The organism is Streptomyces sp. NPDC050535 (genome assembly GCF_044457665.1).
Taxonomy (GTDB): Bacteria; Actinomycetota; Actinomycetes; order Streptomycetales; family Streptomycetaceae; genus Streptomyces.
The window spans coordinates 77,704-98,754 of record NZ_JBITHE010000006.1; the positions used below are offsets into that span (position 1 = coordinate 77,704).

Consider the following 21,051-nt stretch of genomic DNA (forward strand, 5'->3'; position numbering starts at 1 on the left):
ATGGCGGCGCGGCAGCGGCATATCGCTCACCTTCACCTGCATACGGCGATGGGGGAGGCTCAGTACGATGACGTAATCGAACTGATGTCTGGTGTTACGCCTCATGTGCAGGCGGTCCCGCCCGATGCCGTCCAACTCGACCTGACGTCGGCGCTCAGGTACTTCGACCTGTCTCCCTACGACATGGTCCAGGCGGCGATGATGCGACTGAAGGGTCTCTACGGCATCGACAGCAGCGCCGGCCTCGCGAACAACCGCATGCTGGCGGCGATGGCGGCCGACGCGTCCGCGCCGGGCGGGACCACCTGGATCCGCGACGGGCAGGCCCCCGACTGGCTGCACCCCCGCCCGGTCACGGCGTTGCCGGGGGTCGGCCGTGCCGCGGCGGACACGCTCAGCAGATACGGGCTGCACACCATCGGGCAGGTCGCCGACATACCCGCGGCAACCCTGCAGCGACTACTCGGAGCCGGCTCGGCCCGGCTGTTGGCCGAGCGTGCCCGCGGGCATGATCCCCGCCCGGTCAGCCCTTCGGAACCGGCAGCGCATCTGGTCGCCGATCTCGTGCTGGAGAGGGACTGCCTCGACCCGGAGTGGCATCACCGAGCGGTCCTGGGACTTGCCGACCAAATCGGTCAACGCCTGCGTGGTGAAAGCCGGCTCGCCGGACGGCTCACCCTCACCGTGCGATATGCCGACCGCAGCTCCACCACGCGTACGCGCACGCTGCCGGAACCGACCAGCCACTCACCGGTCCTTGTCACAACCGCCCTGGGGCTGTTGACCTCCCTCGGACTTCAGCGGGCGAGAGTCCGCGCCTTCGCGATCCGTGTCGACGATCTGCTGCCGGCCGACAGTGCCTACTGGCAGCTCACGTTGGATCCTGGCGATGCCCGTCTCCGCGCAACCGAGGCCGCCGCGGATCGCGCCCGCCGACGCTTCGGGCCGAGGGCTGTACGCCCAGCCGCCCTGGCGGACCCGCTTGCTCCATGACCACCGGTTCCCGGCACAGGCCTTTATCTGGACGGCAACTCCGCTGTGCCCGTCGTGTGGTGCCGCGCTTCACCCTGGTTCGCCTTTGTGGCTGTCGGCGTCCACCACGTCGCGCTTGCCGGCGTTCTCACGGGTTTCGAGTTCCGCCAGTGCCGGGTGGTGCAGGTCGAAGGCGGGGGATTCGGAGCGGATGCGCGGCAGGGCGGTGAAGTTGTGGCGGGGCGGCGGACAGGAGGTGGCCCACTCCAGTGAGCGGCCGTAGCCCCAGGGGTCGTCGACCTCGACCCGCTCGCCGTACTTGGCGGTCTTCCACACGTTGTAAAGGAAAGGGAGGGTGGACAGGCCGAGGAGGAAAGCGCCGATGGAGGAGAGGGTGTTGAGAGCGGTGAAGCCGTCGGCGGCCAGGTAGTCGGCATAACGCCGGGGCATGCCTTCGGCGCCGAGCCAGTGCTGGACCAGGAAGGTGGTGTGGAAACCCACGAAAAGAGTCCAGAAGTGGATCTTCTCCAGCCGGTGGTCGAGCATGGTGCCGGTCATCTTCGGCCACCAGAAGCTGAATCCGCCGAACATGGCGAACACGATCGTGCCGAACAGAACGTAGTGGAAGTGGGCCACGACGAAGTAGCTGTCGGTGACGTGGAAGTCCATCGGCGGCGAGGCGAGCAGCACGCCGGTCAGACCACCGAAGAGGAACGTCACGAGGAAGCCGCACGCCCAGAGCATGGGTGGCTCGAACGAGATCGAGCCCTTCCACATCGTGCCGATCCAGTTGAAGAACTTCACCCCGGTCGGCACGGCGATCAGGAAGCTCATGAAGGAGAAGAAGGGCAGCAGCACGGCCCCGGTGGCGAACATGTGGTGGGCCCACACGGTCACGGACAGGCCGGTGATGGCGATGGTGGCGCCGACCAGACTCACGTAGCCGAAGATCGGTTTCCGGGAGAAGACGGGGAGGATCTCGCTGATCACGCCGAAGAAGGGCAGAGCGAGGATGTAGACCTCGGGGTGGCCGAAGAACCAGAACAGGTGCTGCCAGAGGATCGCCCCGCCGTTCTCGGGGTCGAAGACGTGAGAGCCGAACTTCCGGTCCGCCTCCAGGGCGAGGAGGGCGGCGGCCAGGACGGGAAAGGCCAGCAGGACCAGCACCGACGTCAGCAGGATGTTCCAGGTGAAGATCGGCATGCGGAACATGGTCATGCCGGGGGCGCGCATGCAGATGATCGTGGTGATGAAGTTGACCGCGCCGAGAATGGTGCCGAAGCCGGCCAGCGCCAGACCCATGATCCACAGATCGCCGCCGATGTACGGGCTGCGCTCGCCGCCGCTCAGGGGCGTGTAGGCGGTCCAGCCGAAGTCGGCGGTGCCCTGCGGGGTGAAGAAGCTGCTCAGGACGATCAGACCGCCGAAGGCGAACAGCCAGTACGAGAGCATGTTCAGCCGGGGAAAGGCGACGTCCGGGGAGCCGATCTGCAGCGGCATGATCGCGTTGGCGAAGCCCGCGAACGTCGGCGTCGCGAACAGCAGCAGCATGATCGTGCCGTGCATCGTGAACGCCTGGTTGTACTGCTCGCTGGAGAGGAACTGGAGTCCCGGCCGGGCCAGTTCGGCCCTGATCGCCATCGCCAGCGCCCCGCCGACCAGGAAGAACGCGAACGAGGTGATCAGATAGAGGTGGCCGATCTTCTTGTGATCGGTTGTGGTCAGCCAGGTGACGATCACCTGGCCCCGGCTGTGGTGCTCAGCCGCTGGAACTGGAGCAATGGGCTCGGTATCGGTCGCCATCAGGTTCCCATCAGCATCAGCGCGGACACGGTGAGGACGGGCGGTGGGACGAGCATCCGCCCGACCTGTCTTGATGTCGGGCGGCGCGTAACCCGTTCAGCCGAAACTATGCCCCGCCGATGAAGAGGTGCCCGGAAACCGAGGGTTCTCGGCCAGGCGGGCCGTCTGGAGAGGCGGACCGTGGTCGCCTGTCGTCCGGGTGCGTCCTCACGGTGATTCGGTGTTCGCTGCGGTCGGGATACCCCCGGGCCGCGATCGGCACTCAGAGCGGCGCGCACCGTCGCCGGGCCGGCCGCCGCGGACGCCTCGGCCGACGAAAAGAGGGAAGGTGGGCACACGGGAGCAGGGCCACCCTGTGCGGACGCAGCGTGTGGACTTCGATGAGGACGGGACGCTGCTGGTGAGCGATCAGTGTCGGGATTCGCGAGGGCGGCGGATGCTGGCGGGTCTGTTGGCCTCGAGTCATCTGATGCCGCTGGAACTGCTGCCTTCCAAGGTGGCCGAGCACGCGGCGATCGCGGGCTTCCCCCAGGTGCTGATCTACCTGGGTGACCTCCAGCGCCAGGTACTGCGGCTGCTGACCGGCGAGGGCCTGGACGCCGGGCAGCCAGTGGCCGGTGAGGAAGCCGAGCTGAGGATCGAGGGCAGCGTGGCGGGGCGCGCCTACCAGCACGGACAGATCCTTGCCGGAGCATCGGACGGTACGGACCGAGGGCACTGGTGGGTTCCGCTTCTGGACGGCACCGAACGCCTGGGCGTGCTGCGGATCACTACTGTCGACGACGACCCCCGCGCGCGGGAGGACATGAACCTGCTGGCCGCCGTGATCGCCCTGATCATCGACAGCAAGCGGAGCAGCAGCGATTCCCTCGCGCGGCTGACACGGACTCAGCCGTTGAACATCGCGGCCGAGATGCAGTGGAACCTGACGCCGCCGCGCAGCTACGCCGACGGCCGGGTGGTGATCTCCGCGGCGATGGAGCCCGCCTACACGATCAGCGGGGACGCCTACGACTACGCCACCGCCGGCCACGTGGTGCACCTGTCGATCTTCGACGCCATGGGCCACGACACCGCTGCCGGCCTGACCGCCCACCTGGCCATGGGGACCTGTCGCAATTCGCGCCGTCAGGGCGCGGAACTCGCCGAGATCACTGAGAGGATCGAGGAGGCGCTGATCGAGCAGTACGCCCGAAAGCGCTACGCCACCGGAATCCTCGCCCAACTGGACACCCGGACCGGCGTGCTGACCTGGGTCAACCGAGGCCATCACCCGCCGATGATCATTCGCGGTAACCGCTGGCACACTCACCTGAGCTGCCGGCCCGCGCACCCGATGGGCACCGGCCTGGGACTGCCCATCACCCTGTGCCGCGACCAGTTGGAGCCCGGAGACCGCCTGGTCTTCTACACCGACGGCATCACCGAAGCCCGCGCACGTGATGGCGAGGAGTTCGGCCTGGAGCGCTTCGCCGACTTCCTCATCCGCCACCATGCGGCCGGCCTGCCCGTGCCTGAAACACTGCGCCGTCTCATCCACGCCGTACTCGACTACCACGACGGCCGGTTGCAGGACGATGCCACCGTGCTGTTCTGCGAATGGCTCGGACCTGTGGCCGCCCCCACCAGCCGAGCCGCAGCCCTGGCCGGCCTGCCGTCCCATGACCCCACCGAATCGAGCTGCGAGGGCGGAAGCGTTTCTCGATGAGCGCCGACGCCCTTCGAGTGGCGTCCGCGAAGACCGTGACCACCTCACGGTGATCGGCGGCAGCGGACTGCGTTCCGGGAACCCGGCTGCCCGCCGGGTACGCCGGGACGGCGGCGGCCCGCGCCCTGTTGTGCGGCACTGTCACGTACCTGCCGCCCGACGGCTACGGCCTGCGGGTTCTGTCCTCACTCGCGCCGCCGCACCGTCGGCGGCTTCTGCGAGGAGTACGCCGGATACGGCGGCGCCGGGCACGGGGGCAGGCGGAACCCGGAGCGATCCCCAGCCTTCCGGGAGCAGTTCGAACATGAAGGGCAGGCGCAGGGGGCCCCGTCCTTCACCTCTTGAGGAGGACGGTCGTGACTGGCAATCCGCTCGAGCAGCGGGGCATCCCGCTGGACCGACAGGTCCGCAACTGGCGTGAGTTGGACGTCGCTCCGATCGACCCGACCCTCCCAGCGCGAGAAGCGAGGAGTTGGACATGAGTGAACTCACCACCTCGCACGCCGGTGCCGACCTGTCCGACGACACCGACGTGGTGTCGCTGCTGACGCGCCGGCACCACGAGTTCCCGCACATCCGCCGCGGCACCGACCGCGCGAGGCCGGCCGCGATGGCCAGGGCCGCCGAAGCCATGGCACCCACCCGGCCGCACCCCGGGACCGAGTCGGGGGCGGCCAACACGGCCCTGGGACCCGTCGCCGCCCTCGTGGACCGCACCAGGGACGCCGTCCGCAGAGCGACGGGCAAAGACGGGAACAAGGGCTTCTAGTCTCCCGCCGGACTTCCGTGCAGATCCTGGTCACAGGCTCTGGCACGGAGATGTCAGCGGGGCGGTGCCGGGTGCGGACAGTCCCCGGTCCGTCCCGTGCAGACCCTGCCGCATGCAGTGACAGGCACATCCACATCGATCGATTCTGGAGGAGCCTTGAGTGACTTCGACCGCCCGCAGGCGCACGACACGAACCGCGCAGCGGAGGTAGCGAACACCGCGCAGGACAAGGCGGCTGAGGGCGCCGGACTGGGTGGCGGGAAGACTGCCGAGGTGGCCCACACCGCCAAGGACCAGGCCGCGAACACAGTCAACGAGGCCACGGCGCAGGCGCGCAACGTGATCGGGGAGCTGCGGGAGCAGCCGCAGGGTCAGTCCCGCGCGCAGGCCCGGCAGTTGGCGGGCAACGTCCGCCGACTGGCCGACGAACTGCACGAGATGAGCGAGAACGGCAAGCCGGACCCGACAGCTGCCGCCGCGGTCCGGCAGGTGGCCGACAGCGGTCGGCAGGTGGCTTCCCATCTGGAGAGCCTGAGGAGGGGACCATGAGCGGACTGGGAGACCTCGCCGGCAAGGTGGAGAAGGCCGCGGAAGAGCACCCCGACAGGGTCGACAACGCGGCCGACAAGGGGCAGGACCTCGTGGAGGACCGCACCGGGCACCAGCACGACGAGCAGATCGACCGGGGTGTCGACGCGGCGCGGAAGTCCTACGGCGGCGACGCCGACGATCCCGGAAGAAGTGCCTGAGCATCTGCGACACCAGGGGGTCCGGAACCGTCAGCGGCTCCGGACCCCCGATGCGTCCCGTGACCCTGGCTTCCCGGCGTGCGGGCCGACCTCGGCCGCGGCCTGGCTGTCCCTGGGCCGTCCTGTTCTTCGGGCCCAGAGGCTCGGATCCTCTCGTACGGGTCTATCCCTGCGGCGCGTCCCGGGGAGCGAGGGGGCGGGTGGCCGGACCCTGGATCACCGTGCCGTCGGTGGCGAAGCGAGAGCCGTGGCAGGGACATTCCCAGGCGGTCTCCGCCGCGTTGAAGGAGACCAGGCAGCCGAGATGGGTGCAGCGTGCCGAGACAGCCTGCGTGGAACCGGATTCGTCGCGGTAGACGGCGCAACGGCTGCCGTTGAGGCGTACTACCGCGCCCGTCCCGGGAGCGATCTCGGCGACCGAGTCGACGTGGGTGGTGGCGAGCCGGTCTCCCACGAAGTGACGGGCCACTTCTGCCTGGTGTTTCAGTAGTGCGGGTGCCTCACGTACGGCCGTCCACAGCCTGCGCGGGTCGTAGAGCGCCGCCCACGGCGGTGTCTCCCCTTGCAGGAGCCGGGCGAGGAGCTGGCCGGCCAGAACCCCGCCGCTCATGCCCCAGCCGCCGAAGCCGGTGGCGACGTAGGTGTGGCGCGCGCCGGGGTGGAAGCGGCCGATCATGGGCACGCTGTCGCTGACGTCGTTGTCCTGAGCCGCCCATCGGTAGGCGGTGTCGCCGACCGGGAAATGCTTGTGCATCCAGGTGTCCAGGCGGCCGAAACCAGCTACGGGATCGCCTTCGCCGGGGGTGAAGCCCTCACCGGTGACGATCAGCAACCGCTGTCCTTCACCGTAGGGAGCAGTGCGTACGGACCGCTTGCCGTTGTCCTCGGTGAGGTACATGCCCGCCGGGTCCTGGTCGGCGGCCAGGGGCGCCGCGACGACCAGTTCCCGGCGCGGTGTGAGCCTGGTGAACAGCAGGGCACGATCGAAAACGGGATAGTGGGTGGCGATCACGACGTCCTTGGCGGTCACGGTGTGCCCGCTCTCGGTGGTGACCCTGCACGGGGTGCCCTCGTGCAGCCCGGTCACCCGGCTCCGCTCGTGGATCACCCCGCCGCGATCCCGCAGATCGTCGGCGAGCGCGAGGAGGTAGGAGCGCGGGTGGAACTGCGCCTGACCTTCGAGGCGTACCGCTCCCGCGACATCGAAGGGCAGCTGGGTCTCTTCCACGTATTCGGCGTCGAGCCCTGCCGCGCGGGCGGCGGTGGCCTCGGCGCGCAGCGCGGACAGGTTCTCCGGCCGGGTGGTGTAGGTGAAGGCGGGGCGACGCTCCCAGCCGCAGTCGATGTGCAGCTCGGCGCAGACGCCGGCGAGGTGTTCGACGGCCTCCTGCTGCGAGCGGGCGTACAGCCGGGCGGCCTGCTCGCCGCGGGTGCTGAGGAGCCGGTCGTAGACCAGTCCGTGCAGCGCGGAGACCTTCGCGGTGGTGTGCCCGGTGACTCCGGCGGCGATGCGGTCGGCTTCCAGAACGACGACGCGAAGCCCGGCGCGGACCAGTTCCCAGGCGGTGCTGAGCCCGGCGATGCCACCGCCCACGACGACCACGTCGGTCTCGGTGTCCACGGCGAGCGGGGACAGAGAAGTGGACGGGGCCGTGGCCATCCAGAACGACTCGTCGCGGCCGGGCAGCGGTTCTGATCCAGAAGTACGGTAAGCGTCCATGCCGGACGAGTCCCTCGATCCACAGAGTTGATGCCCATTTCCGGGCATGTGGGGGAACGCGACCGCGGTCCTGTCACGGCTTCGAGGGCGCCCTCGCTCCTCCTCGCACGGGAGAGGTGAGCCCGGCCCGGTCGAAGGTCTACGGGCCGGGCCACCTACCACCCGGGGCGAGGGCGAAAGACAGGGTGTGGTCGTTCAGGGGCGGTCGCCGGTGCCGCCCGCGGTGGGCGCGGAAGTCCGCTGGTGGCCGCCCGGACGCGGTGCCTCACGGGTATCGCGGACACTGTCGTGGGCCGCCGCCGCGATGGCCCCGGGAGTGATGCCGAACTCGGTGTAGAGACGCTGGTAGTCGGCCGAGGCGCCGTAGTGCTCCAGGCTGACGATCCGGCCCGCGTCGCCGACGATGTCGCGCCACCCCTGGCCGACGGCGGCCTCGACGCTGACCCGTGCCCGGACCGACGGCGGCAGCACGTGGTCCTGGTACTCCTGTGGCTGGGCGGTGAACCACTCCCGGCAAGGCATCGACACCACTCGCGCGGCGAGGTCTTCGGCCGCCAGCAGAGTGCGCGCTTCCAGAGCGAGGTGGACCTCGGAGCCGGTCGCGACGAGGATGACGTCCGGGGTGCCGCCGTCCGGCGCGTCGACCAGAACATATCCGCCCCTGCTCGCCTCCCGCGCGGGGGCGTACGCTCCGCCGTCGCGGTCCAGGACCGGCACGTTCTGGCGGCTCAGGATCAGTCCGGCGGGGCGGTCGCGGTGTTCGAGTACGGCTCGCCAGCACGCGGTGGTCTCGTTGGCGTCGGCAGGACGCACCACGTCCAGGCCCGGGACGGCCCGCAGCGCGGCCAGGTGTTCCACGGGCTGGTGGGTGGGGCCGTCCTCGCCCAGACCGATGGAGTCATGGGTCCAGACGTACGTGACCGGCAGTTCCATCAGCGCGGCCAGACGCACCGCGGGACGCATGTAGTCGGAGAAGGTCAGGAAGGTGCCGCCGTACGGACGGGTCAGGCTCTGCAGCGCGATTCCGTTGAGGACCGCGCCCATGGCGTGCTCACGGATTCCGAAGTGCAGGGTGCGCCCGTACGGGCCGCCCTTCCAGTCCTTGGTCTGGCGGTCGGCCGGGACGAAGGACGGCTCCCCGTCCATGGTGGTGTTGTTGCTCCCCGCCAGGTCGGCCGAGCCGCCCCACAGCTCCGGCAGCACCGGCGCCAGCGCGCTGAGAACCTCCCCCGACGCGGCACGGGTGGCCATGCCCTTGGCCTCGGCGGGGAAGACCGGCAGGGCGTCGGTCCAGCCATCGGGCAGACGCTGCTCGCTCAGGCGGTCCAGGAGCGCCGCACGGTCGGGGTTCGCCGTCCGCCAGGCCGCGAACCTCTCGTCCCATTCGGCGTGCGCCTGTCGGCCGCGGTCGGAGGCCTCGCGGGTCCGGGACAGCACCTCGTCCTCCACGGTGAAGTGCCGCGCGGGATCGAAGCCGAGCAGCGTCTTGGTGGCGGCGATCTCTTCCTCGCCCAGTGCGGAGCCGTGCGCCTTGCCGCTGTTCTGCTTGTTCGGGGCCGGCCAGCCGATCACGGTCCGCAGCATGATCAAGGAAGGCCGGCCGGTCTCCTCCCGGGCGGCCCGGGTGGCGGCGAGCAGCGCGTCGACGTCCTCGACGTAGGTGCCGGTGCGCGTCCAGTCGACGGACTGCACGTGCCACCCGTAGGCGGCGAAGCGGGCCGGGACGTCCTCGCTGAAGGAGACGTCCGTGTCGTCCTCGATGGAGATGTGGTTGGAGTCGTAGAAGACAGTGAGGTCGCCGAGTTCCTGGTGCCCGGCCAGGGAGGCGGCCTCGGCGGTGACGCCCTCCATCATGTCGCCGTCGGAGGCGATCACGTAGACCTGGTGGTCGAAGGGACTGGTGCCCGCTTCGGCGTCCGGGTCGAGCAGCCCGCGCTCACGCCGTGCAGCCATCGCCATTCCCACCGCTGCGGCCAGTCCCTGTCCGAGCGGCCCGGTGGTGATCTCCACACCCCGGGTGTGCCGGTGCTCGGGGTGTCCGGGGGTGGCCGAGTCCCAGGTCCGGTACGCCTCCAGGTCCGGGAGCTCCAGGCCGAAGCCGGCCAGGTAGAGCTGGATGTAGAGGGTCAGACTGGAGTGGCCGCAGGAGAGTACGAACCGGTCCCGTCCCAGCCACTGGTCATCGTGCGGGTCGTGCCGCATGACGTTCTGGAACAACAGGTAGGCCAGGGGAGCGAGGCTCATCGCCGTGCCCGGGTGGCCGTTGCCCGCCTTCTGCACCGCGTCGGCCGCCAGCAGCCGTGCGGTGTCCACCGCCCGTACGTCCACCTCGTCCCACCCCGCCCGCGCCGCCACCGGATCAGCCAGGGACCTGTCGCGGCGCGCCGTGCTGTCGGACTGTTCACTCGCCATGCTGTTGCTCCTTCGCCAGATCAATGGTCGGACGGCCCGGATCACCCACGGCGAGCCCTCAGTACTGCTGCCGTCCGCTCGGAGTGCGCCTGCGTGGCCCCGGCCGAGGTCACCGCGCGGTCGCGACCCGGGGGTTCAGCGTTCGCGTGGCCGCCGCGATCCGGATCTCCTCCAGGGTGGCGCTCTGGTGCTCGGCGCGCTCCAGGAGGGTGTCGAGGTGTTCGGGGTGGAGCCGGTCGTCGGCCTCGGCCAGGACCCGCAGGGTCCGCCAGCAGGCCGCCTTGCCCAGGACGCCCAGGAGCATGGATTCCGCTTCGAGGACGTCGCTGAGCGGAGAGCGCGAGAAGAGGTGGCCGTTGGGCTTGAGGCGGCCGGCCTTTTCGGCCAGCCAGCCGAGCGCCACCTTGGGGTGGTCGGGGGACACACCCAGGTCGGTCATGATCTGGGTGAGGGAGTCACGGTCCTCCTTCACGAGCTGCGCCAGTTCCGTCAGCGCCGCGTCGTCGTGCCGGCCCTTCTGGGCCTGCGCGGCACGACGGAAGAGCTCCAGGCCGGCGGTCGCTCCGGAGAGATGGTCATTGAGATAGATCGCGAGCAGGCCGTCGCCGTCGACAGAGCTCGCGGGCGACTCCCGCACCTGCTCCCCGGGCTGGACGTCGGCGGAGGCGCCGTGCATCTCGCGCTCCACGGTGAGACCGAGCTCCTGCCAGCTGCTCTCGAACTTCGCCAGCCCTTCACGTTCCAGGGTGTCGGTGACGTCCGCGAAGTCGACGCCGACGTGCTCCAGGGCCGCGAGGTGCGCGGTCGCGGCGGCGTGGTCGGTGGCCGTCGGCGCGTGAGCGGGGAGGGTGCCGTGGTCGGCGAACGCGGCCAGTGTCGTGGCGGGCATGGTGTTCACGGTGCCGGCGATGACGAGTTCGCTGACGTACATCGTGTCGGGATAGGCCGGGTCCTTGACTCCGGTGGACGCCCACAGGGGCCGTTGGACCTGAGCCCCCGCCGCGGCCAGTGCCTGCCACCGGGGCTCGGCGATCATCCGCTCGTACGCCCGGTACGCCAGCCGGGCGTTGGCGACGGCCGCCTTGCCCTTGAGAGCCGCGGCCTGCGAGGTGCCGACGGCGTCCAGTCGGCGGTCGACCTCGGTGTCGACCCGGGAGACGAAGAACGAGGCGACGGATCGGATGCCGGACAGTTCGTGCCCGGCTGTCCGTGCCTGCTCCAGACCGCTCTGGTAGGCGTCCATCACGTCGTGGTAGCGGTCGAGGGAGAAGATGAGCGTGACGTTGACGCTGATTCCCTGTGCGACGACCTCGGTGATCGCCGCCAGGCCCTCACGGGTGGCCGGGATCTTGACGAGCAGGTTCTCCCGGTCGACCGCCTTCCACAGCTTGCGTGCCTGCTCGACGGTGGCCGCGGCGTCACGGGCCAGCCGGGGGTCGACCTCGATGGAGACCCGCCCATCGGTTCCGCCGGTGCGCCGGTACACCGGGCCGAAGACCTCGCAGCCGTGGCGCACGTCGTCGGTGGTCAGGGCGAAGACGGCGTCGTCGACGCCGGCGCCTTCGCCGCCGAGGCGGCGCAGCTGCTCGGTGTAGCGATCTCCCTTGGACAGCGCGGAGGCGAAGATCGTGGGATTCGTCGTGACTCCGACCACATGCCGGTCCGCGATCAACTTCTCCAGCTCACCCCCGGCGAGCAGCTCACGGGAGAGGTCGTCGAGCCATACCGACACCCCCGCGGCGGACAGTGCGGCAAGCGGATCGGATACGGGGGGAACGGACATTCGAGAACCTCCTGGAAAAGGTGCGACGCTGCGTGTCCGGCGGACGCACCGATGGACGGTGATCAAGAGAACCGCGGCAGGAATTCCCGCGTCCGAGGTGAGACGACCGCCTCGGAACGCGATCACCCCTTCAGCTACCGACGAGCTCGTTCTCGCCGACTCCGCGTAGGGCATTCGGTCGGATCCCGGACGTCGGCGGGTGCCCTGAAGACAGCGGACGGACGGACCGGACCACACCGAGGCGGGCACACTTCCGATGGCCCGACGCTCAGCACTGCGCCGTCGGCTCGCGCTTTTCGTGATGGATGCCGACTGCTGCGACGGATGCTGCCGTGGCCGTCTGCCGACCCTCACCCGCTCACACCCGCGCCGAGTACCCTCGCGGGGGCGGGGTATGCGGCACGATCACGGCTTTCTGCGAGCGTGTGCGGACAGGCGCGGGTCAGGGTGCCTGGGGCTGGTTCGGCATCGACGTGGCCGGATGGCGCTCGGGCCGGGACGGTCCAGGTGCGCGACGCCGACGCTCGGCGGATGCGTACCACTGGCGGGCCGGCAGGGCGGCCAGGGCGACTTCCACCAGGTCGCCGCCGTAGTACGTCGACTCCGGGGCCCGCGCCAGGTCATGACCGGAGAAAGCGGTTCCGCGCGGGGCGGTGCTGTACAGAAGCGGCCGGAGGAGCTTGTGCTGTGGCCACTGCTCCGCGGCCCCCGACCAGGTGGGTGGGAGCCCGCAGAGGCGGAGTCAGACGGACGGGGTGAAGCGGTCCCAGGCGCGGTGGTGGGCCAACAGTTCGACGACGCCCTCCAGTGCGGCGGCGGCGTCGCCGGGCGAGGCCACCACGCCGGGGGCGTCAGGGGCGATGCCCGCTGTTTCCAGGGCTTCCACTCCGTCCGCCCAGGCACCCAGCGCCTTGCCGTGCCGGTACGCCTCGGTGATCAACAGCAGCACCCGGGGGTCGATCCCGGCGACCACGGCCATGGCGTCATCGACCTTGGCGTCGCGGGCCCCGTAGGCGTCGGCACCCGGCGCGGGCGCCCCGGCGAGGAGGATGGCGTCGAACTCGGTCGAACGGGCGGTGGCGAAGGTCCGCTGTACGGCGACGGGTTCCCCGTCCTGGTCGAGCTTTCCGCCGGTCGGGGCGATGACCAGTGGGACCATGCCCGCGTCCAGCACCGCCTGGCGTACTGACCGCACGTCGGCCAGATCCTGGTCGCCAGCGGTGACGATGCCGACGATCCTGCCGTCCGCCGGCCACCTTCCGCCCAACTGCGACAGCGCGGGACTGGGCTGCGGCTCGCCCACGGGTACGGTCGCCCGCGGGGCGGGCAGTCCGAGCCCGGCGGCTACCTGTTCGCACAGCTCGCTGTCGATGTTGGCGAGTACGAGCAGAGCCCGTTCCTTGATCGCCGTTTCCCAGCACTTGTTCAGCTCGAACGTGTAGGCGGCGACGATGTGTTCGCGTTCGGTCGGGGTCATGCTGAGCCAGAACAGCCGGGGTTGGCTGTAGTGGTCGTCGAAGGAGGCAGCGGCCTCGCGGACCTTGCGGGAGGCGGCCACCTGCTCGGGAACTTCGATGTAGGCACCCGTGTCCGCGCCGGCGAGGAAGGGGCACCCGCCGTCCAGGGAGTTGGGCCGGTAGGGGGCCGCCCCGCGGTGAACGGCGGTCTGGTGCATGCCGTCGCGGAGCATGTCGTTCACGGGAGCGTGGGTGCGGTTGATCGGCAACTGGCCGAAGTTGGGGCCGCCGAGCCGGCTGATCTGGGTGTCGAGGTAGGAGAACAGACGCCCCTGGAGCAGCGGGTCGTTGGTGACGTCGATGCCGGGGACGAGGTGGCCGACGTGGAAGGCGACCTGCTCGGTCTCGGCGAAGTAGTTCGAGGGGTTGGCGTTGAGGGTGAGCAGGCCGATCGGCTGGACCGGTGCCAGCTCTTCCGGCACGATCTTGGTCGGGTCCAGCAGGTCGATGCCCTCGAACATCTGGTCTTCGGTGTCGGGGAAGGTCTGGACGCCGAGTTCCCACTGGGGGTGGGCGCCGGACTCGATCGCGTCGGCCAGGTCCCGGCGGTGGAAGTCGGGGTCCATCCCGGCGGTGATCTGGGCTTCCTCCCAGACCAGGGAGTGCACGCCGAGCTTCGGCTTCCAGTGGAACTTCACCAGGGTCGTCGCGCCCTTGGCGTTCACGAACCGGAAGGTGTGGACGCCGAAGCCCTCCATCATCCGGTAGGAGCGGGGGATGCCGCGATCGGACATGTTCCACAGGGTGTGGTGGGTGGCCTCGGTGTGCAGGGTGGCGAAGTCCCAGAAGGTGTCGTGGGCGCTCTGGGCCTGCGGGATCTCACGGTCCGGGTGCGGCTTGCCCGCGTGGATGACGTCGGGGAACTTGATGGCGTCCTGGATGAAGAAGACCGGGATGTTGTTGCCGACCAGGTCGTACACGCCCTCGCTGGTGTAGAACTTCGTCGCGAACCCGCGGGTGTCGCGCACGGTGTCGGCGGAGCCGCGCGAACCCAGCACCGTGGAGAAGCGCACGAAGACCGGAGTTTCGACGTCCTTGCCGAGGAACGCGGCCTTGGTGATCTTCTCCGCGGTGCCGTAGCCCTGGAAGACGCCGTGGGCGGCGGCGCCCCGGGCGTGCACCACCCGCTCCGGGATGCGCTCGTGGTCGAAGTGGGTGATCTTCTCGCGCAGGTGGTGGTCCTGGAGCAGGACCGGCCCGCGCGGACCCGCCTTCAGCGAATGGTCGGTGTCGTACAGCCGCGCACCCTGGGCCGTGGTCAGGAACTCACCGCCCTGCGCGACCTCCTCCTGAGGTGTCCCGGTGGCCTGTCCGGTGGGGCTGTACGTGTCCGGGCCGCGCTGGTCGGGCTTGGGCGGCAGCGGACCGGTCGGCTCGGTCGGCTCGTCGACCGTCGGTGGAACCGGACCCGGGGCCCCCGGAATCTCGTTACCGGGGTGAAGGACCTCTTGGACCTTCTCGGAGACCTTTTCCGTGACTGCCGTCACGGGGCTCTTCTTCTTGGCGCTCACAGAGTTCCGATCATCGGAGGAGGGGGAAGGCTTTTCCGCCCAAAGGACGAGCCGCGTGATCCGCAGGAGTTGAGTACCCCCTTCGAAGACCCCAATCCAGCCGCACACCCGCCCGCGCCGGAGGTTCACCCGCTGGATCAATTTCACGGGCTCAGCGGCACTCGAGCGTGGCTCGCGCGCTTGGAGCAGGGAGGCGCCCGTCCGGGTCACAGGCCCGTGTTGCGCGGTGTCCCCGTCACTCCGTCGGGTACACGGCGTGAGGGTGGGCGGCCGTCCACCTCCTGACGTACTCGAAGGAGAACCTGGTGGACGGGATCGTGCTGCTCAAGGAAGACCACAAGACGGTGGAGAAGCTGTTCAAGCGGTTCGAGAAGGCCGGCGAGAAAGCCCACGCCGAAAAGCGGAAGATCGCCGATCAGGTGATCGAGGAACTCACCACCCACACCTGGATCGAGGAGAAGATCTTCTACCCGGCCGCTCGGGAAGCCGCACCGGACACCAAGGACCACGTCCTGGAAAGCGTCGAGGAGCACCATGTGGTGCTGTGGATGCTTTCCGAGATCAAAGGACTCGACCCGGCCGATGAGCGGTTCGACGCCAAGATGGCCGTCCTGATCGAGAACGTGCGTCACCACGTCGAGGAAGAGGAGAAGGAGTGGTTCCCCGACGTCCGCAAGGCGATGGGCCGCAACCGCCTCACCGAACTCGGCGAGCAGATGACCGAGGCGAAGAAAAAGGCTCCGGGTGACCCCCTGGCCGTGCCCAGCGCCGACCAGTAATCGGGCCGGCTCAGACCGTTGACGCGGCAGGGCCGCGGACAGCGGTGGCCGCGATACGGACTTTCAGTGCTGCCCCTTGCGGTCGCGGTGGGTCAGCCGGTCCTGGAGGTGGGACAGGGCGCCGGTGCGGTGCCTGCGCAGGGCGGCCCGCGCGGCGTTGGCACCGGGGGCACCATGGACTCCCCCGCCCGGGTGCGCGGAGGCGGAGGCGAGGTAGAGCCCGGGGACGGCTGCCTCCGGGCGGGCGGTGCCAGGGGTGGGGCGGAAGACCAACTGCTGGTGCAGGGCCGTGGTGCCGCCGTTGATGGCGCCTCCGTGGAGGTTGGCGTCCATGCTCTCCAGGGTGGGCGGGGCGAGGATGCGCCGGGCCCTGATGAGACCGCGGAATCCGGGAGCGTAGCGCTCGATCTGTGCCTCGACACGATCCGCCATCACCTCCTGTTCCCGGGCGCTCCAGGAGCCGGTCAACCCGTCGTCCCCGGCGTCGCCCCGCACGTGGTGCGGAACGTGGGTGTAGGCCCATGCGGACTCGGTGCCCCGGGGCGAGCGGCTGGGGTCGGTGGTGGTCATCTGGCCGAAGAGAGCGAACGGTTCGTCGGGGATGCGGCCCATGGCGATCTGCGCGGCGAAGCGGGTGAGGCCGTCCACGCCCTCCGCGAGGTGGACGGTTCCCGCCCGCGCGGCCTCCGGGGAGGTCCAGGGCACCGGGCCGTTCAGGGCCCAGTCGACCTTGAACGTGGCGAAGTCCCACTGGAAACGCCTCAGGTCGGCGAGCAGTCGCCCGGGGAGGTGCCGTTCTGCCACCAGGGAGCCGTAGAGCGCGGGCGCGGACACATCGGCCAAGACCGCCTTGCGGGCCGGGACCGCCTCGCCTCCCGCGGTGCGGACGCCGACGGCCCGGCCACCACGGACGACGACCTCGGTGACCTCTTCCCCGCAGCGAACGGTGCCGCCGCGCCCCTCCAGACGGCGGACGAGGGCGCCGGTGAGCGCTCCGGCTCCGCCGGTGGGTACGGGGAAGCCGTAGGTCTGGCCGAGCATGGACATGAGCCATCCGAAGCCGCCGCTGCCCGCCGCTTCCGGTGCGAGGTCCGCGTGCAGGGCGTTGCCCGCGAGCAGGAGTCTGCCGCCCTCGCCGCGGAACTCCTCCTCGCCGAGACGCCGCACCGGCAGCATCATCGTCCTCGCCAGCCGCAGTCCCCCCGCCGCACGTAGCCTCAGCGCCAGCCGGGCCCCGGCGCGGACCGGCGGGAACGGGGTGAACAGGGCGTCGAGAATGCCCGGCCGCAGCGTCTCCCAGACCTCCCGCAGTTCCATCCACGCGGCTCCGTCGCCAGGCGCGAAGGCCTCCAGACTCGCGGCCGTCTCCTCCGGGTCACGGCTGAGGACGGCGCAGCGACCGTCCAGCAGGGGATGGGCGAGTACCTTCGGGGCGTGGCTCCAGGCGAGCCCCTCACGCTCCAGACGCAGGCGAGCCAGCACGGGGGAGGCGGCGGCGAGGGGGTAGAAGGCGCTGAAGAGGTCGCTGGCGAACGCGGGGTCGACCCCGTGGTCGTGCCGGACCGCTCCTCCGGGCTCGTCCTGGGCCTCCAGGACTTCCACGCTCCAGCCCGCGTCAGCCAGGAGATTCGCCGCGACCAGCCCGTTGGGACCCGCCCCGATCACTACAGCGTCCGGCATGACTGACTCCCGACTTGGTGACTGGTGCCCCGCCGAGGAGCGCGGCTGCCGCTCCGGTCCCCTGTGCCGTTCGGTATCCCGGTCGGCAATGCCCGGCCACGTAGGAGGAGCTGCCCGGGCTCCCGGCCGATGCCGCACGCGTGCGTGCCGTACGACACGACGGGGATCGCCGGGACGGGCTTCAGACCGCGTGCGGCCGGGGTCGCGCCGGAGTGGTGCGAGCGGTGCTTTCGTCACTGGCGCGAGCAGGGTTTTCGTCGTCCTCGCACAGCCGTGCGAGACGGCCCAGCATCGTGCGGTGCCGCACCTGTATCACTGCCTCCACGAGGCCGTTGTGCAGGGCGCCACCCGCCCCGCGCAGGGGATGCTCGTCGAGGATGATCAGTGTGTGCTCGCCCCAGGGCCGCAGCTCCATCGCGATCCTCGCGGTTCCCAGCGGGCCGCTGTCCGCCTCCAGTTCAAGGACGGCGGTGGGTTCGCTGCGGCGCACGACGGTCCGGTTGTGCAGGGTGAACGGGCCGATTTTGATCTCGTAGCGCAGGGCCGCCCCGAGCTCGGGCCATCGCCCCTCCTCCGGCTCGGACCGTGAGGTACCGACAACCCAGTCCCCGTACTGTTCGGCATCGGACAGGACTTTCCAGACGGCCTCTGGGGGCTTCTTGATCAACTGGTGCCGTACGGCCATGGGTTCCTCCGCCGTTCGAAGAGCTGAGCCCTGTTGCGCGTTCCCACGCTAGGCCGCAGTACGCACTCCCGCGCGGGGACATGTGCCATGCCGGTGCCCCGCGGCTGATGCGACACCTTGAGAGGGGCGGGGGCTCACGGCGCCCGGGTGCCACCGGACGAGGGGTGAACAGGGCCGACAACTGTCCTCTTGCTCGCCTACGTGGGAGTCCGGTCGGACGTCGGCCACAGATAGGGCAGGTCGTCGGCGATGTCAGGGAAGACCGGGGAGTAGATCTCCGGTGCCTTGCGCACCAGTGCCGACTGATGGCTGCGGTGGAAGGCGGGATCTCCCAGCCAGGGCGGCAGCTCGCCGTCCTCGGCGAGCTGGTCCTGGAGACGTACGACGACGCCCGGACGGTACCGGGTGAAGTCGGTGGCGAGCGTGGTGGCGCAGGTGTCGGCACGTCCTTCCGATACCCATACGGCGCACACGTCCAGGCCGTAGCGGACCAGGGCCTCTTCGTAGCCGATCCACATCCGAACCGCGGGATGGTGCCGCCAGCCGTAGCCGGGCACGGTCAGACCGCGCAGCACCTGGAGGGACTCGACCCGCTGCTTGCCCAGTCGTGCCTGGTCCAGGACCTCGGCGGATCGGGTGAAGTCGGAATACGGGAGGAAGGTCTGCATACAGGATGCCTACCGCGACCGGCCCCTTCCCATGTTTGCTCGTCCGGTCGCCCACAGCTCAACCGGCGTCGGGGGCCGGCCCGCGCTGTTCCAGCGGTGTGCGGGCGGCCCGTAGGTCACTTGTCGGTCGATGATCCCGAGCCGATCACGTTCGCTTACCGACTGATTTGCTCGTTTCCGGTAGGAACGCGACAGCGGGGTACTCGGCCAACATGATCGCTTCCCAGATGCTCGCGGCCCAAGGCTCGGCCTCGCTCTTCCTGATCGCTGCCGGCTTCGTAGTCGTCGCTCTCCTGATCGGCGCGTTCTGGTACGGCACCCGTCGCGCGGCGAACCGCAAGACTCCGAACGCCCACCCCGCAGGCCAGAGCCCGCAGGCGGCGCCGCGGCAGGACTCCTGGACGACACCCGACGAGAGCGGCGACGGCCAGACGCGTCGTTGACCGGTCGCCCTTGCCGCACTCCGCACTCATAGCACTCTGCAGTCATACCTGCCTCCCGAGCCCGGTCGCCGTGATCCGCGTGGAGTCGTGCAACTACGTCCGACGGGATCACGGCGCCGCGCCGCTCAGAGCGTCGCGGCGCTCGCCCGCGAGGTGACGTTCGTCAGACCCAGGCCATAGGTGATGTCGGCGCCCAGGCGCGCCGCCTCGGCCGGACTGCGTCCCTTGGCCGCCTTCGTGCTTCTCAGCTCGGAGGCGTCGAGCGGCGTGGTGACGGCGTCGCGGAGTGCGGTAGGCCACGTCGTGCGGACGGGCGGCCACCTGTGTCGTTGGGAGCCACGGCCGCGTTGGTGAGGTGGCGGGCCGGCGTTCGGATCCCGCCGGGAGTTCCCCGGCGGGCGTCAGGTGACCCCAGTTGCGCTCGGCGCTGGCCGACAGCTTCATCACCGTGGAACGGGTGAGCGGGTGCCGGAAGCCCAGGTGGCTCGTGAGGGAATCGACCCGTACGAGTCCGAGCCGCCAGGCGGAGGGCGGCCCCGCCAGGACTTCGGGGTCGTCCATGGCCCGCTCAAGGATGGGCAGATCGCCCGAGGCGTTCAGGACGGCGCGAGCGGGAGCAGTCTTCGAGTGGCCTCAGGGAGCCCGCCGACCCGGGCGGAGAAGATCCCTCTACGTATCGCGGCCGACGCGGTCGTCGATCTCATCGGGTGGGCCTCCGCCCGGCCGTGAACCGAACTGCTCGGCGAGGGTGAAGTTCGCGCGTTGCGCGACCGATTGGGGTGCGATGCGCCCTACGGTCCTATCGAGCCTGTCTGGTGACGATTCGTCAGTGGCAGTATCACAGTTCTCGGCTGCCACTTAAGTCTTTACCGACGCGTAACTTCACACTTGGACTACTCGCCCGTAACTTGACGAGTGAACAGCATCCTCGTGATCCGGATCACAGGGCGTACACCGTCGTAACTCCCTTGAGCCGCAAGGAGATCACTCGATGCTGCCCTGGAAGCGCCTGCTCAGACCGCTGGCCGCAGTCCTGCTCACCGCCACGGCCGTCATCGTCCCCGCCGCCACCGCCGAGGCCGCCGCGCCGAGTGCGGGAGGCTGGAACAACTACGACTGCAAGCCCTCCACCGCACACCCCCGCCCCGTCGTCCTCGTACACGGCACCTTCGCCAACTCCGTGGACAACTGGCTCACCCTGGCGCCCTATTTGGTGAACCGGGGCTACTGCGTCTACTCCCTCGACTACGGGCAACTGCCCGGCGTCCCGCTCATCCACGGCCTCGGCCCGATCGACAAGTCGGCCGGACAGCTCCAGGCCTTCGTCGACAAGGTGCTCGCCGCGACCGGCTCCGCCAAGGCCGACCTCGTGGGCCACTCGCAGGGCGGCATGATGCCCCGCTACTACCTCAAGTTCCTCGGCGGAGCCGCCAAGGTGAACGCCCTCGTCGGCATCGCGCCCGACAACCACGGCACCACCCTCAGCGGCCTCGCCAACCTGCTGCCGTACTTCCCCGGCGCGGAGGACCTGATCTCCACGGCGACCCCGGCACTCGCCGACCAGGTCGCCGGATCCGCCTTCCTGACCAAGCTCAACGCCGGCGGCGACACCGTCCCGGGCGTCCACTACACGGTCATCGCCACCAGGTACGACGAGGTGGTCACGCCGTACCGCTCACAGTTCCTCACCGGTCCCGACGTCAACAACGTCCTTCTGCAGAACCTGTGCGCCCTCGACCTCTCCGAGCACGTGGCGATCGGTCTGCTCGACCGCATCGCCTTCCACGAGGTGGCGAACGCGCTCGACCCGGCGCACGCCACCGCTACCACCTGCGCGTCCGTGATCGGCTGA

16 protein-coding genes are annotated in these 21,051 nt (G+C 69.8%); 8 read left to right on the forward strand and 8 right to left on the reverse strand.

What is annotated here, in order from left to right; genetic code table 11:
• Positions 1-993 carry a DNA polymerase thumb domain-containing protein gene (locus ACIBLC_RS15805; RefSeq protein WP_399211508.1) on the forward strand — a complete coding sequence of 331 codons (993 nt, stop codon included), beginning with the start codon at positions 1-3 and terminating at the stop codon, positions 991-993.
• Positions 994-1,062: 69 nt separating this feature from the next.
• On the opposite strand, the gene ctaD is transcribed toward ACIBLC_RS15805, so the two are convergent.
• On the reverse strand, positions 1,063-2,775 hold the full coding sequence (ctaD, locus tag ACIBLC_RS15810) for a cytochrome c oxidase subunit I (RefSeq protein ID WP_399211509.1): 1,713 nt from the start codon (positions 2,773-2,775) through the stop codon (positions 1,063-1,065).
• A 436-nt stretch (positions 2,776-3,211) separates the two neighbouring features.
• Between ctaD and ACIBLC_RS15815 the strand changes: the two genes are divergently transcribed.
• The 4 genes from ACIBLC_RS15815 to ACIBLC_RS15830 all read left to right on the forward strand — a co-directional run bounded on the left by ACIBLC_RS15815 (position 3,212) and on the right by ACIBLC_RS15830 (position 6,001).
• Positions 3,212-4,483: a PP2C family protein-serine/threonine phosphatase gene (locus ACIBLC_RS15815; protein ID WP_399211806.1), complete on the forward strand. Its 1,272-nt coding sequence runs from the start codon at positions 3,212-3,214 to the stop codon at positions 4,481-4,483.
• 478 nt (positions 4,484-4,961) lie between these two features.
• Entirely contained in the window at positions 4,962-5,252 is a 291-nt protein-coding gene (locus tag ACIBLC_RS15820; RefSeq protein ID WP_399211510.1) for a hypothetical protein, read from the forward strand.
• 156 nt (positions 5,253-5,408) lie between these two features.
• Entirely contained in the window at positions 5,409-5,801 is a 393-nt protein-coding gene (locus tag ACIBLC_RS15825; protein WP_399211511.1) for a hypothetical protein, read from the forward strand.
• The gene (locus ACIBLC_RS15830; protein ID WP_399211512.1) at positions 5,798-6,001 is read left to right on the forward strand and encodes an antitoxin; all 204 of its coding nucleotides are present in this window, start codon (positions 5,798-5,800) and stop codon (positions 5,999-6,001) included. The genes ACIBLC_RS15825 and ACIBLC_RS15830 overlap by 4 nt, the downstream gene beginning before the upstream one ends.
• 163 nt (positions 6,002-6,164) lie before the next feature.
• Here the strand turns inward: ACIBLC_RS15830 and ACIBLC_RS15835 are convergent, their stop codons facing one another.
• The 4 genes from ACIBLC_RS15835 to ACIBLC_RS15850 all read right to left on the reverse strand — a co-directional run bounded on the left by ACIBLC_RS15835 (position 6,165) and on the right by ACIBLC_RS15850 (position 14,920).
• Positions 6,165-7,721, reverse strand: coding sequence for an FAD-dependent oxidoreductase (locus ACIBLC_RS15835; RefSeq protein WP_399211513.1), 1,557 nt, complete (start codon positions 7,719-7,721; stop codon positions 6,165-6,167).
• A 195-nt stretch (positions 7,722-7,916) separates the two neighbouring features.
• Complete coding sequence (gene tkt, locus ACIBLC_RS15840; protein WP_399211514.1) at positions 7,917-10,133, reverse strand: transketolase; 2,217 nt, start codon at positions 10,131-10,133, stop codon at positions 7,917-7,919.
• Between the two features lie 109 nt (positions 10,134-10,242).
• The gene (gene tal, locus ACIBLC_RS15845; protein ID WP_399211515.1) at positions 10,243-11,916 is read right to left on the reverse strand and encodes a transaldolase; all 1,674 of its coding nucleotides are present in this window, start codon (positions 11,914-11,916) and stop codon (positions 10,243-10,245) included.
• A 742-nt stretch (positions 11,917-12,658) separates the two neighbouring features.
• Entirely contained in the window at positions 12,659-14,920 is a 2,262-nt protein-coding gene (locus ACIBLC_RS15850; RefSeq protein ID WP_399211516.1) for a catalase, read from the reverse strand.
• Between the two features lie 329 nt (positions 14,921-15,249).
• On the opposite strand from ACIBLC_RS15850, the gene ACIBLC_RS15855 reads away from it, so the two are divergent.
• On the forward strand, positions 15,250-15,723 hold the full coding sequence (locus tag ACIBLC_RS15855) for a hemerythrin domain-containing protein (protein ID WP_399211517.1): 474 nt from the start codon (positions 15,250-15,252) through the stop codon (positions 15,721-15,723).
• A gap of 63 nt (positions 15,724-15,786) precedes the next feature.
• Here ACIBLC_RS15855 and ACIBLC_RS15860 read toward each other — a convergent pair whose 3' ends face one another.
• From ACIBLC_RS15860 to ACIBLC_RS15870, 3 genes are all read right to left on the reverse strand, one after another.
• Complete coding sequence (locus ACIBLC_RS15860) at positions 15,787-17,403, reverse strand: phytoene desaturase family protein (RefSeq protein WP_399211518.1); 1,617 nt, start codon at positions 17,401-17,403, stop codon at positions 15,787-15,789.
• Between the two features lie 181 nt (positions 17,404-17,584).
• Positions 17,585-18,088 carry an SRPBCC family protein gene (locus tag ACIBLC_RS15865; protein ID WP_399211519.1) on the reverse strand — a complete coding sequence of 168 codons (504 nt, stop codon included), beginning with the start codon at positions 18,086-18,088 and terminating at the stop codon, positions 17,585-17,587.
• A 197-nt stretch (positions 18,089-18,285) separates the two neighbouring features.
• Positions 18,286-18,756, reverse strand: coding sequence for an MSMEG_6728 family protein (locus ACIBLC_RS15870; RefSeq protein WP_399211520.1), 471 nt, complete (start codon positions 18,754-18,756; stop codon positions 18,286-18,288).
• Positions 18,757-18,968: 212 nt separating this feature from the next.
• On the opposite strand from ACIBLC_RS15870, the gene ACIBLC_RS15875 reads away from it, so the two are divergent.
• Both ACIBLC_RS15875 and ACIBLC_RS15880 read left to right on the forward strand, forming a co-directional pair.
• Positions 18,969-19,199, forward strand: coding sequence for a DUF6479 family protein (locus tag ACIBLC_RS15875; protein WP_399211521.1), 231 nt, complete (start codon positions 18,969-18,971; stop codon positions 19,197-19,199).
• 991 nt (positions 19,200-20,190) lie between these two features.
• Positions 20,191-21,051 (forward strand): esterase/lipase family protein, encoded by an 861-nt coding sequence (locus tag ACIBLC_RS15880; protein ID WP_399211522.1) that lies wholly within the window; start codon positions 20,191-20,193, stop codon positions 21,049-21,051.